Source organism: Candidatus Planktophila sp. (assembly GCF_040402275.1).
Lineage (GTDB): Bacteria > Actinomycetota > Actinomycetes > Nanopelagicales > Nanopelagicaceae > Planktophila.
Window position 1 is genome coordinate 39,297 of the sequence record NZ_JBBAMW010000002.1, and the last position, 17,110, is coordinate 56,406.

Consider the following 17,110-nt stretch of genomic DNA (forward strand, 5'->3'; position numbering starts at 1 on the left):
ATCATGGATTCAGTAGAGAAGTTAACTTCAGCGATCACATTAATTGAAGAAGCTCGTGGCGTCCCATTATCTGCAAGTTGTGTTGTGCACCGAGCTGAAATGCTTGAAATCCTTGATGATGCCCGCGAAGCACTTCCAACGGATTTTGAATCTGCGCGAAAGATTATTGAAACCCGAGATGCCATCATTGAAGAGGCACGAGTGAGCGCAGAACAATTAATCACTATCGCCCGTGAAGATGTCTCACAAATGGTTGAGCAGACTTCTATTGTGCAGATCGCCCGTGATGAAGCCCGAAAGATTTTAGATGATGCCCGCGAGACTGCTGATCTTGAAAAGCAAGAGGTTGAGGAGTACATCGATGGACGCCTTGCAACTCTTGAAGTAATCCTTAACAAGACAATGGATGCAGTCTCTCGCGGCCGTGATCGACTAGGCGGCGCAAATGACAAGGATGTCTTGTCGCAACTTGCTGATGAGTAAAGCTCCGGATTCTTTCAAGCTCAATACCTACGAGCTACCTCGTCGCGCGGGCGAGATGAAGGAATACGAATTAGATATTGTTGTTAAGGAAAAGTTCGGTGTTGATTTAATCTCAGTCCCATCCGGTGAAGTGATTGAAGTGGATGCCCGCCTGGAATCTGTCACTGAGGGTGTTTTGCTCAGCGCAGATGTCTACGCCGTGGCGCAGGGAGAATGCATTCGTTGCCTAGATCCCGTTGAAATTGTGATTGAGCGCAAGATTCAAGAGCTCTATAACTACGAGCCAACAAATGAACGTGGAAAGAAAAAGAGAAAGAGTTCGACAGAGGATTTAACGAGTGAAGATTTAGATGTGGCAGATGAGTTCATGATGGATGGGGACATCCTTGATCTTGAGACCCCCATTCGAGATGCGATTGTCCTGTCATTGCCCAGTAACCCGTTGTGCAGCCAGGATTGTCTGGGCCTGTGCCCAGAATGCGGTGGTAAGTGGGCTGAACTGCCTGAAGATCACGCCCATGAAGTAATTGATGCACGCTGGGCCCGCCTCGGGGGATTAACCCTCGAGGATCCCGATTTCAAGATTTAGCCCTTTTAAGGGATACTTACGCTCTGCAGTCCAGTGGCTGCTCAAGGATTGAGAAGAGGTTCGAACAGTGCCAGTACCAAAGCGAAAAATGTCGCGTTCAAAGACGCGCTCACGTCGTAGCCAGTGGAAAACTACTGCAGCCTCTCTATCAACATGCGGTCAGTGCCAGCAGCCTAAGTTGCAGCACACAGCATGCCCAACGTGCGGTACATACAACCGTCGCCAGGTATTAGAGGTCTGATCTGAGTTCAATGCTCAGTGAGCAGCTGGGAGTAACACTCGATCCAGCTTTGCTCGAGTTAGCTTTTACCCATCGTTCATATGCCTATGAATCTGGAAGTAAAGAAACTAATGAGCGCCTTGAATTTCTTGGTGATTCAGTTCTTGGTTTAATTGTTACCGAAGAACTCTACAAACGTTATCCAGATTTTGATGAAAGTCGTCTTTCACCGTTGCGTTCTGGTGTTGTCAATATGCGTGCGCTCGCAGATATTGCGCGCGGATTACAACTTGGCCAATACATCCGTCTTGGAAAAGGCGAAGAGGTAACTAACGGACGCGATAAAAACTCATTGCTTGCAGATGCTCTCGAAGCATTGATTGGCGCTATTTATATGCAATTTGGTTTTGCCCAATGCACTGAGATAGTTCGAAAGTTGATTACACCCACTATGGACTCAGCTGTTGCACGAGGTGCTGGCCTTGATGGAAAAACAGCGCTACAAGAATTAGCGGCATCTCTCGGTAAGGGTGCACCGGAATACATTGTTAGCGAAGAAGGCCCAGATCACGATAAGAACTTCACCGCAGTTGCAATGTTGAGCGGTGAAGTAATGAGCGAAGGAACTGGGAAGAGTAAGCGAGAGGCTGAACAGGTAGCCGCACGCATAGCCTATGAAGCGTTAAAAACCGCCTTTCCGCAAGCCTAAATTCACTAAAAACACGCTCCTGAAGCGATAGGTTTACCGCGTGTATTTGAAGAGTATGACGCTCAAGGGCTTTAAGTCCTTTGCTTCCGCGACCACTCTTCGCCTGGAACCCGGAATCACCTGCGTGGTTGGCCCTAATGGCTCAGGCAAATCAAATGTTGTAGACGCCCTTACGTGGGTAATGGGTGAGCAAGGGGCAAAATCACTGCGCGGCGGAAAGATGGAAGATGTCATCTTTGCTGGAACAAGTGGACGAGCACCTCTTGGTCGTGCTGAAGTTTCACTGACAATTGATAACTCTGATGGCGCACTACCGATTGATTACACCGAAGTAACTATTTCAAGAATTCTTTTCCGTAATGGACAAAGTGAATATCAAATTAATGGTGAAGCATCTCGCTTATTAGATATTCAAGAATTATTAAGCGATTCAGGAATTGGTCGCGAAATGCACGTGATCGTTGGACAAGGTCAACTTGATGCAATCTTGATGGCAACTCCAGAGGAGCGCCGCGGATTTATTGAAGAAGCAGCTGGAGTACTCAAGCACCGTAAGCGCAAAGAGAAAGCGCTTCGTAAATTGGATTCGATGCAAGCAAACCTTGCCCGTATTCAAGATCTAACTGTTGAGCTTCGACGTCAATTGCGTCCACTTGGCAAGCAAGCAGAAGTCGCCAAGAAAGCAGCAACAATTCAAGCGGATCTGCGCGATGCAAAGCTTCGATTGTTAGCTGATGATTTTATTTCTATGTCCAAAACTCTCGAACTTGAAGTTGCCGATGAGACTGCGTTGCGCGAGAAACGTTCAGGAGTTGAGGCCGAGGTTGATTCTGTTCGACGTCGCGAAGTAGCACTCGATGCACAAGCTGCATACGAAGGTCCACTTTTGGTTGCTGCGCAAGAGACTTATTACAATCTCAACTCTCTGCGTGAAAAATTCCGCGGAACCCAAAGCCTTGCTCAAGAGCGCTCACGTTTCCTCAATGAAGAAGCGGAAGAAGCTCGCACATCAGGTCGGGATCCAGAGAGTTTGGACAAAGAGGCTGCATCATTACGCCTTGAAGAGAGCGAACTTCGTGCAAATGTAATTTCAGCCCAGCAAGCATTACTCCAAGCCTCATCACAACTAGGTGCCGCAGAGGCTGCGCTCAAAAGTGATGAGGACACAATCGCTGCAGCTATGCGAGCAATTGCAGATGCACGCGAAGGAACAGCTCGCCAAGAAGGCCATATCAGGTCATTGCAGGCACGACTTGAAGCAATTGCAGAGGAAATTGCTCGTCTCACGAGATCTCGCGATGATGCTCAGTCACGCGTAGATAAAGCAGAGCGCGAGTATTCATCATATGAGTTAGAAATTGCTAGTGCAGATTCAGGCGAACTAGGCCTTGATTCACAGTTCGAAGGCGCAAAGTCCCAGTTGGAAAGTGCGAAATCAAAGGTTAATGAACTAGTAGACGCTGAGCGCGCGGCAGACCGTGAACGAAATGCAATCGAGGCAAAGCTTGAAGCGATGAAGTTAACCTCGCAGAATCGTGATGGAGCTTCGGCTCTGCTTCGTGATTCACGCGGAGTTTCAATTCTGGGCAGTATTGCAGGCTTGATTGAAATTGATAATGGGTGGGAATCTGCTGCCGCAGCTGCACTTGGAACCTTGGCTGATGCAGTTGTCGTGCAGGATCTTTCATCTGCAGTAACTGCACTGACAACTTTGCGTAGCGAAAACCTAGGACAAGCAGATGTCTTGGTCTATGAGCCAGGACAAACTGGCAATGGAAATATTCCAGCAGGCTTAACTCCACTTTCAGCGCACATTCGATCAAGTGCTATTGGTGACCTACTCTCTTCATTGCTTGCCTCTACTGTTGTTGCAGAAAATGCCAATGCCGCAGAGGCGATCTTGCGATCTCATCCGAGCGTAACAGTTGTTACACGAGACGGAGATGTTATTTCTCGTGGTCGTGCGCGTGGTGGATCAAAATCTTCGTCATCATTAATTGAAATTAATGCGCTGATTGAAGGGCTTGAAAGCAAGTTGCAGGAAATTACGCATATTTGTGATCGTCTAAAGTTTGAAATCGCTACTGCAACGACTGAACTTACTTCGCGTCAAAGTGATTTTGAAGTTGCTCTGTCAAAGCTCAATGAATCAGATGCACGTATTGCAGCCCTGACTGAGCAGTTGGCAGTTTCTGGTCAAAACATGAAGTCTGCAATGGCAGAAGTTGAGCGCCTAAACATCTCGATAGGTGAAGCAAGTGCTGCTAGGTCTCGTGATGAAGGAGAAATCCTCATCGCTCAAAATCAATTACAACAGCGTGGTGAAGTAGCAGAGCCTGATCACTCGCATGCAGAAGATTTACGTAACCAGGTATCAGTTGCTCGAACCTCTGAGGTTGAAGCGCGGTTAGCTGTTCGTACAATTGAAGAGCGTGTCAACTCAGTTGGTGCTAGAGCTTTGGCATTGGAGCAATCAGCACAGGCAGAACGTGATGCATCAGAGCGCGCAATTATTCGTAGAAGTGCTCGTGCACGTGCTGCAGTTATTTCCCAAGCGGTTGCAGAGGCTGCCTATGAAGCGTTGATTCACATCGAACGTTCGATTGCAAAAGCTGCAGTTGAACGCGGACGTCTTGAAGAATCTCGCTCAGCCCGTGAAGGCGAAACATTGACCGTTCGTACACGAGGACGCGAATTAACATCAGAGCTTGAACAGTTGACAACCAGTGTTCATAAAGATGAAATTGCTCGTGCAGAACAACGCCTTCGTATTGAAGCTCTTGAAACTAAAACTGTTGAAGAGTTTGGAATCGATACATCAACTTTGGTCAACGAATACGGTCCAGATAATGATGTGCCAACATTCCATGAGACCGATGAAGGTGAAATAATTGCAACTGAGCTCGTTCCATATCGCCGTGATCAACAAGAAAAGCGTTTGGCATCTGCCGAACGATCACTGAATTTGTTAGGCAAGATCAATCCACTTGCACTTGAAGAGTTCACATCACTAGAAGAGCGCTTGAAGTTCTTAGCTGAGCAGCTTGAGGATCTTAAGAACACCAAAAAGGATTTGCTGGACATTATTAGAGAGGTTGATGATCGCGTTCAATCAATCTTTATGGAGGCATTCACAGAAACGGCAAAGCACTTCGAGGATATTTTTGCTCGCTTGTTCCCAGGCGGGGATGGGCGTTTGATCCTTACAGATCCAGATAACCCATTAACAACTGGTGTTGATGTTGAAGCGCGCCCACCAGGAAAGCGCATTAAGCGCCTTTCACTGTTATCAGGTGGAGAAAAGGCTCTTACAGCTGTTGCCATGTTAATTGCAATCTTTAAGGCGCGACCAAGCCCCTTCTATGTTCTAGATGAGGTCGAAGCAGCCCTGGATGATGTCAACCTCGGACGCTTACTTGTTATTTTAGAGGAGCTTCGAGAAAGTTCACAGTTGATCGTCATTACTCACCAAAAGCGCACAATGGAAATTGCAGATGCTCTCTATGGCGTGACCATGCGCGGTGATGGTGTTACCGAAGTTATCTCACAGCGCCTGCGCGAATCTGACGCTAGCTAAGGTTTAGTTCGATGGGTCTTTTTAGTAAGTTCATCGCCACAATAAAGGGCACAAATGATTTTTCACCTGCTGATTGGGCTGAATTGGAGCAAGAACTTATAGCCTCTGACCTTGGACCAACTCTGACTAAGAAATTCCTAGAGGCGGCCAGGAAGGTTAAGAGCGATAACGCTGAACTAGCGTTAATTGAAATTTTGACATCAAATCTTTCAAAGAGTTCTCATGAACCAGTACTGGTGAGTGGAACGACAACGATTATGGTCGTTGGCGTAAATGGCACAGGGAAAACCACATCTGTCGCAAAGCTGGCTTTTTATTACAAAAAGAGTGGCAAGAGTGTCGTACTAGCAGCAGGTGACACCTTTCGTGCCGCAGCAGTTGATCAATTAAAGACCTGGGGTAGCCGTATTGGAGTACTTGTTATTTCCGGGAAAGATAATAGTGATCCCGCTTCCGTTGCTTTTGATGGCGCAAAAAGTGCGCATGATTCTGCTAGTGATATTTTTATCATTGACACCGCAGGGCGCTTACACAACAAAAGCGATTTAATGGCAGAGCTGAGCAAAGTAAAGCGCGTGGTTGAAAAAGTCTCACCCATTAACGAGGTACTGCTAGTAATTGATGCAACAACTGGTCAAAACGGTTTACAACAGGCGAAGATATTTACTGAATGTGTTGAAGTTACGGGAATTGTTCTTACAAAGTTAGATGGCAGTGCAAAAGGTGGGGTAGCCCTTGCCATCGAGGCAGAATTGGGAATCCCGGTTAAATGGGTGGGCACTGGAGAATCTGAGTCTGATCTTGCCCTCTTTGACGCTCAGAGCTACATCAAGGGGCTGCTCTCGTAACCCAGATGTAACAAAAAAGGGGTTTTTGTCACGCTCCTGAAACCCTATGAGCGATATTTCGTAACTGCGCTGATAGAAGGTTTGGCCATCTCAAAGGCGAGAACACTTTTACCTTTATGAAAGCAGAAATAACTATGGAAGAGATTGTTGTGAATTCTGGCGATACAGCCTGGATGTTAATGAGTACCGGCTTGGTTGTTCTAATGATCCCAGGGATTGCACTGTTCTATGGTGGAATGGTTCGCGTTAAGAGTGCCCTCAACATGATGATGATGTCATTTGGTGCACTCGCAGTAGTGTTTGTTTTGTGGATCGCATTTGGATTCTCAATGGTGTTTGGTGACTCTGTTGATGGAAAAGGCTTAATTGGTGATATTGGTCAGTTCGCATTCCTAAGTGGTTTAGATAATTCAACCGCACTTATTGGAACAATCCCAGCAGCAGTCTTTATTGCATTCCAAGGAATTTTTGCCGCGATTACTGTTGCACTAATTTCTGGATCAATTGCAGATCGTGCAAAGTTTGGTGCATGGATGGTCTTTGCAGGTATCTGGGCAACGATTGTTTACTTCCCAGTTGCACACTGGGTTTTCGCTTTCGACGATTTCGTTGCTAAGACAGGTGGATGGATTGCGAATGATCTTGGTGCACTCGACTTTGCAGGGGGAACAGCGGTTCACATTAATGCTGGCGCAGCAGGTCTGGCGCTCTCGCTCATTCTTGGTAAGCGCGTCGGCTTTGGAAGAACTCCAATGCGTCCTCACAGTTTGCCCTTGGTGATGCTAGGTGCGGCCTTATTGTGGTTTGGATGGTTTGGATTTAATGCTGGTTCTGCCGTTGCATCAAATGGAACTGCTGGTCTTGCATTGCTCAACACAATTGGCGCAACAACAGCTGCCGTTCTCTCATGGCTTCTTGTTGAAAAGATTCGCGATGGTCATGCGACAAGCCTTGGCGCAGCATCAGGTGTTGTTGCAGGGCTCGTGGCAATTACACCTGCCTGTGCTGCTGTAAACGCTAGCGGTGCCTTGATTATTGGTTTCGTGGCAGGCGCCATATGCGCATTGTCCGTTGGACTCAAGTTCAAGTTTGGATTCGATGATTCACTCGATGTTGTTGCGGTTCACCTTGTTGGTGGAATCGTTGGGACAGTCATGATTGGCTTTGTCGGAGTAGATGTTGGCCTCTTCAATGGTGGCGGTACTGAGCAACTAGTCAAGCAAGTAATTGGCGTAGGAGCAGTGTTTGCATATTCATTCATCGCAACCATGATCATCGGAAAAATTGTTGATCTAACAATTGGGTTCAGAATTTCTCAGGATCAAGAAGTTGCTGGAATTGACCTAGCTATACACGCAGAGCGTGCATATGAGATATCAGATAACGGCCAGGGCAGCGTCCTTGGTAATTCGAAGGGGGTATAAGAATGAAACTAATTACAGCAATCTTGAAGCCATTTAAGTTAGAAGATGTGAAGAATGCACTTCAAGCCGCGGGTGTTGCAGGTATGACCGTTTCTGAGGCTAGTGGATTTGGCCGACAACGTGGTCACACTGAGGTTTATCGCGGTGCTGAATACACGGTTGATCTCGTTCCAAAGGTTCGACTAGAAGTTCTAGTCGATGACAAAGACTCAGATGCTGTTGTCGATGCCATCGTCAAAGCTGCTTCAACGGGGTCAATTGGTGACGGAAAGGTTTGGACGACACCAGTTGATCAGGTGATTCGCGTACGTACGGGCGAACGCGGGAGCGAAGCAATCTAGACTCACTCCTATGAGTACCCGTGAGAGGAGAGAGCGATCGAACGAGAGCGATCGATTTCTCTCACAACTGTTTCATGATGCAGTGCACACCCATTGTGATTCAGATTCGGGCAAAGAGATAGCACTCGCCGCGGTCGGAGGTTATGGCCGCGGTGAGTTATCTCCCGGATCAGACTTAGATATCTTAATTTTGCACAATGGCAAAATCGGACAAGAAAAGTTGAAAGCGATAGTCAATGATTTGTTATATCCAGTATGGGATAAAAACAGTGTTGATCACTCGGTGAGAACAAGAAGTGAAACCAGAGAAACAGCGTCAACTGATTTACGTGTTGCGACGGGATTGCTAGATATTCGCTGGATCGCAGGTAATGCAGACTTAGTTGCTGCTGTGCAAGGAGACTCCATTGAGTACTGGCGTAAAGATGCCAAGCGCAACCTTCCAGAATTAGAAAAAACACTGTCCGAGCGACATGAACGTGCCGGTGAATTGGCATATTTACTTGAACCAGATTTAAAAGAGGCGCGTGGAGGTCTTCGCGATATCCAAGCATTACGCGCTATTTCATTATCAGGTGCAGTTCAAGTTCCGCTTGAAAAGATCAGTTGGGCTGAATCAACTCTTAATAATGTTCGTGAAGCTCTACATACCGCAAGTGGTAGAGGTAAAGATCGTCTGCTTTTTCAGGAACAAGATAAAGTTGCAAAAATACTTGATTACAAAGATGCAGACGCGATGATGGGCGATGTTGCAAGGGCAGCACGCTCTGTAGATTACTTGCTGGATTACACCTGGCATGCTTTAGAGCACAAAGGCAAAGACGGTTTAGGTCGAATCATTCGCAGACCACGTGTTGTTACGGTTGCAAAGAATGTCAGCGCTGCAAATCGCGAAATAGTAATTGACCCATTTACTTCCTTTGACGAGGATCCAGTTGTGGGCCTAAGAGCTGCTGCAACTGCAGCCCAACTTGGTTTGCCGTTGTCCTTAGATTCTTGTACCGAAATGTCTCTTGCACTAAATAATGGACACGGTGTTTTGCCCAATCCTTGGCCCCGTGAGGCACGCGAATTGTTGATAAGCCTGATTGGCGCGGGCGAAACGATGGTCGGAATATTTGAGACTTTGGATCAAGAAGAGATTATTTTTCATTGGATTCCTGAATGGAGAAGCGTGAGATCGCTCCCTCAACGAAATGCCCTGCATAGACATACTGTTGATCGCCACATGGTCCAAACCGCTGTCCATGCCGGAGATTTAACTCGAAAAGTACACAGACCAGACTTACTTCTTTTCGCAGCGTTATTTCATGACATTGGTAAAGGCACAGAGGAGGATCACTCTGAGCGTGGCGTACGTTTGATCGAACCCATTGCTCGTCGTGTGGGTTTTGAAGAGAAAGACATCGAAACTTTAAAAGTTCTAGTCCAACACCACTTGCTGTTGTCATCGACTGCAACTCGTCGAGATTTAGATGATCCTGCAACAATCCAGTCTGTGGTGTCATTAATCCCTGATGCCAACACATTAGAGCTATTGCATGCTTTGAGTATCGCTGATGGGGAAGCAACGGGAAGTGCTGGCTGGAGTGATTGGAAAGCAACATTGGTTGCAGAGTTAGTAAGCAGAGTTAGAAGAGCAATGGCTGGCTTTGAATTTGCGCAACAACCAATGCTAAGTGACGAGCAAATTGCACTAGCTGCACAAGGCGAGCTAAGAATTAGCCTTGAAGAGCATTCAAGTGGATATGCAGTTGAAGTTATTTCACCTGATAAACCAGGTTTACTTTCTATCGTAGCTGGGGTGTTTAATATCTCTCGTCTAGATGTTAAATCTGCCCGCACAAAGACGCTTGGAAGTTCAGCGGTTATGTATTGGATAGTTACCCCCGAACCACATGCACCAGAAATTACAGCAGATGCCCTGCACCAACTGATTTCTGAAGGATTAAAGGACTCAACAGATGTTGAAGAAAAGCTGACAGCCAGAGCCAAGGCATATGCATCTATTCCTACAATCCCGGTACCAGACCCTGAGGTTGAAATCTTCACTGATGCAGCAACTGATGCAACTATTATTGAAGTGCGAAGCCATGACAGGCCTGGACTACTTTTCAGAATCGGTGCTGCAATTACCCAATCAAAAATCGATATTCGATCAGCAATCGTTACTACCCTCGGGGCAGAAGCGATTGATACCTTGTATGTAACTGAGTTAACAGGTGGACCACTTACACCTGAGCGGGCTAGTGAGGTCGCTTCGCATCTGAAGCAGGCGTTGAAGTAGTCTTACCGTCTTATGTTTGAATCCCTAACATCCCGCTTTAGCGGAGCGTTCTCTTCGCTTCGCTCACGAGGAAAGATTTCATCCTCGGATATCGAAACTACCTGTGAGGAAATCCGCCAAGCGCTGCTGGAATCTGATGTTGCATTATCTGTTGTTGATGATTTTATTGCAGATATCCGCCAGAAGTCATTAGATGCCCTGCCAACATTGCAATCAGGCAGTAATCAAGCAAATGCCATCTTTGAAATTGTTAACTCAAGTCTGATTGAAATACTTGGGGGACAGGCTCGAAGAGTTCGCTTTGCTAAAAATCCACCAACAGTGATCATGCTTGCTGGTTTGCAAGGTGCTGGTAAAACTACTGTGGCTGGAAAGCTTGCAAAATTTTATGCAGATCAGGGAAACACACCCCTATTAGTCGCATCAGATTTACAACGCCCCAACGCTGTTACGCAGTTGCAGGTAGTCGGTGAATCAGTCAATGTTCCCGTATTTGCTCCAGAGGCAGGTAACGGCCAAGGCGATCCCGTAAAGGTTGCAAAGGCTGGTATCGAGTTTGCAAAATCTAAGCAATACAACATGGTCATCGTCGACACCGCAGGTCGCTTAGGTGTTGATGAAGATTTAATGAAACAGGCATCTGATATTCGTGATGCTGTTAATCCAGATGAAATCTTGTTTGTTGTCGATGCGATGATGGGTCAAGACGCTGTCAGAACTTCCCAAGCGTTCTTAGATGGTGTTGGTTTTGATGGCGTAGTGCTAACAAAGCTCGATGGTGATGCCAGAGGCGGTGCGGCCCTTTCTATCGCTTCAATGACCAAGCGTCCGATCATGTTTGCATCAACAGGTGAGAAACTGCACGAGTTCGATATTTTCTATCCAGAGCGCATGGCCTCTCGAATATTGGGTCTAGGCGATGTTGCAACATTGGCAGAGCAGGCCAAGAAAGCTTTCGATACCGACACATCAGCAAAGTTAGAAGCAAAGTTTGTAAGTGGCGAAGATTTCACGTTAGAGGATTTTCTAGAGCAATTACAGGCGATGTCTAAGATGGGGAATATGTCCAAGATCCTTGGAATGTTGCCGGGTGCTGGTGCGATGAAAAAGCAGATTGAAAACTTTGATGAGGGCGAGATAGTTCGCACAAAGGCAATTGTTCAATCAATGACACCTGCAGAGCGCCGAGAACCAAAACTTCTCAATGGCTCGCGCCGTGCACGTATCGCACTTGGTTCTGGCCGAAAGGTTTCAGATGTCAACAATCTGGTGGACCGATTCTCTGCGGCGCAAAAGATGATGAAGCAGGTTCGAAATGGTGGGATGCCAGCTGGAATGCCCCCTGGCATGGGTATGCCTGCAATGCCGAAGATGAACCAGCCAATTAACAAGAAGAAGTCCAAATCAGGAAATCCAGCTAAGCGAGCGCTAGAACAGGGTCAATAACCCCCGATTTCGCATCTGGCGCCTTGAATGGCAGAATTGGGAACCTGTTGAAGGGGCCCTCTACCCCCAGCAACATCCACAATTCGATAGTCATATGAATTGATCGCGCACCCCGCTGCGATTGATACGCATGGCACACAAATACAGGAGTACAAATTTCTTGGCTACAAAAATTCGTTTAATGCGCATGGGCAAAATCCGTACACCGTTTTTCCGTGTTGTTGTTACAGACGCACGTAAGGCACGTAACGGTCTTTCAATTGAAGAAATTGGTCGCTACGTTCCAGGACAAGAGCCATCACTTATCGAGATCAACTCAGAGCGTGCTCTGTACTGGCTCGGCGTTGGTGCACAACCATCTGAAGCTGTAGAGGCTTTGCTGAAGGTGACTGGCGATTGGCAGAAGTTCAAGGGTCTTCCAGGAACTGAAGGAACTCTTCGAGTTGCAGCTCCTAAGCCATCAAAGGTTGTTGCTTATGAAGCAGCGATGAAGGCTGCTGCTAACGAGCCTGCAGAAGGTGCAACAACATTGAAGAAGAAGGCACAGGAGAAGCTTGCAGCTAAGTCAAACCCTGTTGTTGAAGAAGCTGTTGTTGAAACTCCAGTAGTTGAAGAAGTTCCAGCGGCTGAGGCTGTTGTTGCAGAGAGTGTTGAAGCAGTTGTTGAAACTCCAGCTGAAGCTGTTGTTGAAACTCCTACTGAAGAAGCGGCTGCAGAGTAACAATGATGGATGAAGCCCTAGAGCATTTGGTCAAGGGAATCGTTGATAATCCCGATGATGTTGTTGTCTCTGAAAAGAGCGGACGTCGCGGAACAACTTTAGAGGTTCGTGTTAACCCTGAAGATATCGGCAAGGTCATTGGTCGTAATGGTCGTACAGCAAAAGCACTTCGTACCGTTGTAAGTGCGCTCGCAGGACGCACAGTGCGCGTCGATCTCATCGAGACCGACGAAGCTCGATAACAATGCGCTTACTCGTGGGGCGAATTGGTCGCGCTCACGGAATTCTTGGAGAAGCGACGATAGAGGTTCGTACAGATGAACCTGATCGTCGCTTTGCCATTGGTGCCACAGTTCAGACAGATTCCAATGGTGAATTAAAGGTCATCTCTGGTCGAGTCCATAACGGCATTTTATTGTTGGGCTTTGAAGGAATTACTGATCGCAATAGCATCGAGAAGTTTCGCAATACATTGCTCTATGCAGATGTTGATATCAATGAATCAAATGGTGACGATGAGTATCACGTAATGCAGCTAATTGGCTGTGCGGCAGTACTTGAATCTGGTGAAGCATTTGGTGAAATCACCGATGTGATTAATCTGCCAGGCCAGGATTTACTAGCGATTAAGACAGCACAAGGCGAACAATTAATTCCCTTTGTGCATCAACTCGTTCCTACGGTAGATATTGCAAACAAGAAAGTGGTGGTTATTCCGCCAACAATTACGGGGGAGATGGCATGAAAATTGATGCGGTAACAATTTTCCCTGACTACTTTGCACCACTGCAGCTTTCTTTACTGGGCAAGGCGCAGGAGCAAGGATTAGTTGAAGTCGGAATTCATGACCTGCGTTCTTTTTCAACGGACAATCACAACACCGTAGATGACACCCCTTATGGCGGCGGCGCAGGAATGGTTATGTTGCCAGAAATCTGGGGTAGTGCGTTAGATCAATTAATGACCCCAGAAACAGATTTAATTATTTTGACACCAGCGGGTAAGCGTTTTGATCAACCAATGGCAGCAAAATTTTCACATTCACAGCATTTGGTCTTTGCATGTGGTCGATATGAAGGTATTGATGATCGAGTTCGCCAACACTATGAATCAAAGAACTATCGCGTACATGAAGTATCTATCGGTGATTATGTCTTAGGTGGCGGTGAAGTCGCATCGCTAGTGATGATCGAAGCAATCACCCGATTGATTCCTGGCGTGCTTGGAAATCCAGAATCATTGGCTGAAGAATCACACAATGAAGAGGGGTACTTGGAGTATCCAAACTTCACTAAGCCTTCAACGTGGCGAGATATTGAAGTCCCAGCAATTCTGCTCAGCGGAAATCATGGGGAAATTGCTAAATGGCGCGCAGCTCAAGCGCAAGAGCGTGCCAAGAAGAATCTCTAGGCTTGAAGTAGAGTTACGTCTATGTGCAGATTGTTAGCCTTTTCATCCCTTGAACGTAAGAGTTTTTACGATGTCGTAGGCAATGAGTTCGACAAATTTGTCGCTATGTCATCAGAGCATAAAGATGGCTGGGGTTATGCTCATGATGGTCAGATTTTGAAAGATGTTAATCCTGCCCACGAATCTGATTCGCTAACCCAGGCAAAAACAGAGGTTCAAACCGATGGCGCACTTCTTCACTTGCGTCTTGCCTCTAAAGGAATCACAGTCAATATTGATAACAACCACCCATTTACCCATGGGACAACAACTTTTATGCACAACGGCACTATCCGACCTGGAAATACTGCGGAGCAGTTCATTGCTGATAAGTACAAGGGATTTCTTCAGGGGACGACCGACAGTGAGCGTTTCTTTTATGCCTTGCTTTCACATGTAGATGAGCATGGCTTGGTCAAAGGCGTGCGATCAATCGTTAATTTAATCCGTTCTAACGCTGACTACACCGCGCTCAACATCATGGTGCAAACACCAGACACCTTGATTGCTGTTTGCGAGTTTAATGATGCAAACAAATCTGAGTGGAGCGCTGAAGATCATTACGAGCTTCGCTTCACCAAGCGCGGTAGCGACATGATTGTTGCTTCAACAGGGTGGGGAAACACCGATTGGGATCATCTGGATAACCATCAGATGCTTGTGGTTGATCGCTCGACTTTAGAGTATTCAATTTCTTCTCTATGACCCGTACCTACACAGTCGAAACCTACGGCTGTCAGATGAATGTCCACGACTCCGAGAGAATCGCGGGGCTATTGGATGAGGCTGGTTACATTCCTGTTGTAGTTGGGGAACAAGCAGACATAGTTGTTTTCAATACCTGTGCTGTGCGTGAAAATGCGGATAACAAGTTGTACGGCAACCTCAGCTTCTTAGCTCCAATTAAGAAACTAAATCCAAATATGCAGATCGCGGTGGGTGGATGTCTTGCCCAAAAAGATCAGGCAACAATCATCAAAAAAGCACCTTACGTCGATGTTGTCTTTGGAACACACAATGTTGGCTCATTGCCGGTATTGCTAGAACGTGCGCGCATTGAGGAAGAATCACAGATCGAAATCCTTGAATCTTTAGAACACTTCCCATCAACATTGCCTGCACGACGCCTTTCTGCTTTTTCATCATGGGTATCAGTATCTGTAGGATGTAATAACACCTGCACTTTTTGCATCGTTCCTACACTTCGTGGAATCGAAAAGGACCGCACAGCAGCAGACATTCTGACTGAAGTAAAAACCTTGGTTGATCAGGGAGTTATCGAGATAACTTTGCTGGGCCAAAACGTGAATGCCTACGGTGTTGATTTTGGTGATCGCCAAGCATTTGCAAATTTATTGCGTGAATGCGGGAAAATTGAGGGATTAGAGCGCGTTCGCTTTATGTCCCCACATCCCCGAGACTTTACAGATGATGTGATTGAAGCAATGGCCCAGACTCCCAATGTGATGCCTCATCTGCATATGCCTTTGCAATCTGGATCAGATCGAGTTTTGCAGCAGATGCGTCGCTCCTACAGATCAGATCGTTATCTAGGAATTTTAGATCGTGTGCGCACCGCTATTCCACACGCTGCCATAACAACTGACATCATCGTCGGCTTTCCGGGCGAGACTGAAGAGGATTTCCAGGCAACCCTTGATGTTTGCTCAACTGCGCGATTTACCGCGGCATATACATATCAATACTCAAAGCGTCCCGGCACACCGGCAGCAACAATGCCTGATCAGATTACTGATGAGGTCGTTGCAGATCGCTACACCCGTCTTCACAATCATCAGCAGGCTATTTCATTGTCAGTTAATCAAGAAGCAATCGGAACACAGCATAAAATTTTGGTAGGGGATTACGAAGGACGTCGTGATGAAGCCCAATCTCGCTTAACGGGTCGCAGTGAAGATTTCCGATTGGTCCACTTTGACAATAAATTTGTTGCTCGCCCTGGTGATGAAGTGACAGTATCAATCACAGATGCATCAGCGCATTACTTGATTGGCGATCCAATCGCTGTTAGACAGACACGAGGCGCTGAAGCCCATGCTGCTCGCATCGCACAACCTGCGCCTGCATCAACAATGCTTGGAATACCAACGGTTAAACGATGAAATTGATAGTCATCTGTGGCGCAACTGCCACGGGTAAGAGTGATTTGGCTGTAACTCTTGCTCAAGAAATTGATGCTGAGATTATTAACGCAGACTCAATGCAGTTGTACAAAGGCATGGACATCGGTACCGCCAAAATCACTATTGACGAGCGAAAAGGTATTGCTCATCACTTGATGGATCTACTGGATGTTACTCAAGATGCAAATGTTGCTTGGTATCAAGAAACTGCGCGTGCGGCTATCACAGAAATTCATGGCCGTGGGAAAAATGTAATTGTTGTTGGTGGGACAGGTTTGTATATCAAAGCGATCTTAGATGAGCTTAACTTTCCGGACACAGATCCAGTTGTCCGCGCTGAATTAGAGTTGGAGTTTGTGACTAAAGGCATCGGCTCTCTGTTTGAACGATTGGAAAAATTAGATCCCGCTGCAGCACTTGCTATTGATAAGGCAAACTCTCGGCGAGTAATTCGTGCATTAGAGGTCATCAAAATTACTGGTCAGCCATTTACAGCGAATTTGCCTCGAGAAGAGAGTTCTCGTTACCCACACGCACAGCAGTTTGGTTTAGTAATGGATCGAGACGCATTGTCTGAGCGAATTTCCAATCGTGTAGAACGAATGTGGGAAGAAGGATTAGTGGCAGAGGCTGAGAAGTTAATAGCCGCAGGAATTACCCAGGGAGTAACAGCTCAACGCGCGCTGGGATATGCCCAAGTAATTGCACAGATTGAGAGCAAGGTCACCGAAGAAGAAGCAAAGGAAGAGACTAAGCGGGCAACCAGACAATATGCCCGTCGACAAGAAACATGGTTCTCAAGAGATGCGCGTATTACTTGGATCTCTCCCACACAAAATGCACTCCAGCGCATACTTGAATCGATAAACTAA

At 46.6% G+C, this 17,110-nt stretch carries 17 protein-coding genes; all 17 read left to right on the top strand.

Annotation, left to right across the window (positions count from 1 at the left end; all coding sequences use genetic code 11):
* Nucleotides 1-3: 3 nt before the first annotated feature.
* Nucleotides 4-483, top strand: a complete 480-nt coding sequence (locus AC9UEY_RS00805) for an ATP synthase subunit B family protein (RefSeq protein WP_509536439.1) — start codon at nt 4-6, stop codon at nt 481-483.
* Complete coding sequence (locus tag AC9UEY_RS00810; RefSeq protein WP_509536441.1) at nt 446-1,072, top strand: YceD family protein; 627 nt, start codon at nt 446-448, stop codon at nt 1,070-1,072. Before AC9UEY_RS00805 ends, AC9UEY_RS00810 begins: the two co-directional genes overlap by 38 nt.
* A 67-nt stretch (nt 1,073-1,139) precedes the next feature.
* On the top strand, nt 1,140-1,313 hold the full coding sequence (gene rpmF / locus AC9UEY_RS00815) for a 50S ribosomal protein L32 (protein WP_509536443.1): 174 nt from the start codon (nt 1,140-1,142) through the stop codon (nt 1,311-1,313).
* Between the two features lie 10 nt (nt 1,314-1,323).
* Nucleotides 1,324-2,001, top strand: coding sequence for a ribonuclease III (gene rnc, locus AC9UEY_RS00820; RefSeq protein WP_509536445.1), 678 nt, complete (start codon nt 1,324-1,326; stop codon nt 1,999-2,001).
* Between the two features lie 55 nt (nt 2,002-2,056).
* Nucleotides 2,057-5,578, top strand: a complete 3,522-nt coding sequence (smc, locus tag AC9UEY_RS00825; RefSeq protein ID WP_509536447.1) for a chromosome segregation protein SMC — start codon at nt 2,057-2,059, stop codon at nt 5,576-5,578.
* 11 nt (nt 5,579-5,589) lie between these two features.
* Nucleotides 5,590-6,426 (top strand): signal recognition particle-docking protein FtsY, encoded by an 837-nt coding sequence (gene ftsY / locus AC9UEY_RS00830; RefSeq protein ID WP_509536449.1) that lies wholly within the window; start codon nt 5,590-5,592, stop codon nt 6,424-6,426.
* A gap of 116 nt (nt 6,427-6,542) precedes the next feature.
* On the top strand, nt 6,543-7,850 hold the full coding sequence (locus AC9UEY_RS00835) for an ammonium transporter (RefSeq protein WP_509536450.1): 1,308 nt from the start codon (nt 6,543-6,545) through the stop codon (nt 7,848-7,850).
* 2 nt (nt 7,851-7,852) lie between these two features.
* Entirely contained in the window at nt 7,853-8,191 is a 339-nt protein-coding gene (locus AC9UEY_RS00840; RefSeq protein ID WP_509536452.1) for a P-II family nitrogen regulator, read from the top strand.
* A gap of 10 nt (nt 8,192-8,201) precedes the next feature.
* Entirely contained in the window at nt 8,202-10,478 is a 2,277-nt protein-coding gene (locus AC9UEY_RS00845) for a [protein-PII] uridylyltransferase (protein WP_509536454.1), read from the top strand.
* A gap of 12 nt (nt 10,479-10,490) precedes the next feature.
* Nucleotides 10,491-11,924 (top strand): signal recognition particle protein, encoded by a 1,434-nt coding sequence (gene ffh, locus AC9UEY_RS00850; RefSeq protein ID WP_509536456.1) that lies wholly within the window; start codon nt 10,491-10,493, stop codon nt 11,922-11,924.
* A 160-nt stretch (nt 11,925-12,084) separates the two neighbouring features.
* On the top strand, nt 12,085-12,645 hold the full coding sequence (gene rpsP, locus AC9UEY_RS00855; protein WP_509536458.1) for a 30S ribosomal protein S16: 561 nt from the start codon (nt 12,085-12,087) through the stop codon (nt 12,643-12,645).
* Nucleotides 12,646-12,647: 2 nt separating this feature from the next.
* Nucleotides 12,648-12,887 (top strand): RNA-binding protein, encoded by a 240-nt coding sequence (locus tag AC9UEY_RS00860; RefSeq protein ID WP_029018952.1) that lies wholly within the window; start codon nt 12,648-12,650, stop codon nt 12,885-12,887.
* A gap of 2 nt (nt 12,888-12,889) precedes the next feature.
* On the top strand, nt 12,890-13,390 hold the full coding sequence (gene rimM / locus AC9UEY_RS00865) for a ribosome maturation factor RimM (RefSeq protein WP_509536460.1): 501 nt from the start codon (nt 12,890-12,892) through the stop codon (nt 13,388-13,390).
* Nucleotides 13,387-14,055 carry a tRNA (guanosine(37)-N1)-methyltransferase TrmD gene (trmD, locus tag AC9UEY_RS00870; RefSeq protein WP_509536462.1) on the top strand — a complete coding sequence of 223 codons (669 nt, stop codon included), beginning with the start codon at nt 13,387-13,389 and terminating at the stop codon, nt 14,053-14,055. The genes rimM and trmD overlap by 4 nt, the downstream gene beginning before the upstream one ends.
* Before the next feature lie 21 nt (nt 14,056-14,076).
* A complete protein-coding gene (locus AC9UEY_RS00875; RefSeq protein ID WP_509536464.1) occupies nt 14,077-14,799 on the top strand; it encodes a class II glutamine amidotransferase in 723 nt (240 codons plus the stop codon).
* A complete protein-coding gene (gene miaB, locus AC9UEY_RS00880; protein ID WP_509536466.1) occupies nt 14,796-16,217 on the top strand; it encodes a tRNA (N6-isopentenyl adenosine(37)-C2)-methylthiotransferase MiaB in 1,422 nt (473 codons plus the stop codon). The genes AC9UEY_RS00875 and miaB overlap by 4 nt, the downstream gene beginning before the upstream one ends.
* Nucleotides 16,214-17,110 (top strand): tRNA (adenosine(37)-N6)-dimethylallyltransferase MiaA, encoded by an 897-nt coding sequence (gene miaA, locus AC9UEY_RS00885; protein ID WP_509536468.1) that lies wholly within the window; start codon nt 16,214-16,216, stop codon nt 17,108-17,110. The genes miaB and miaA overlap by 4 nt, the downstream gene beginning before the upstream one ends.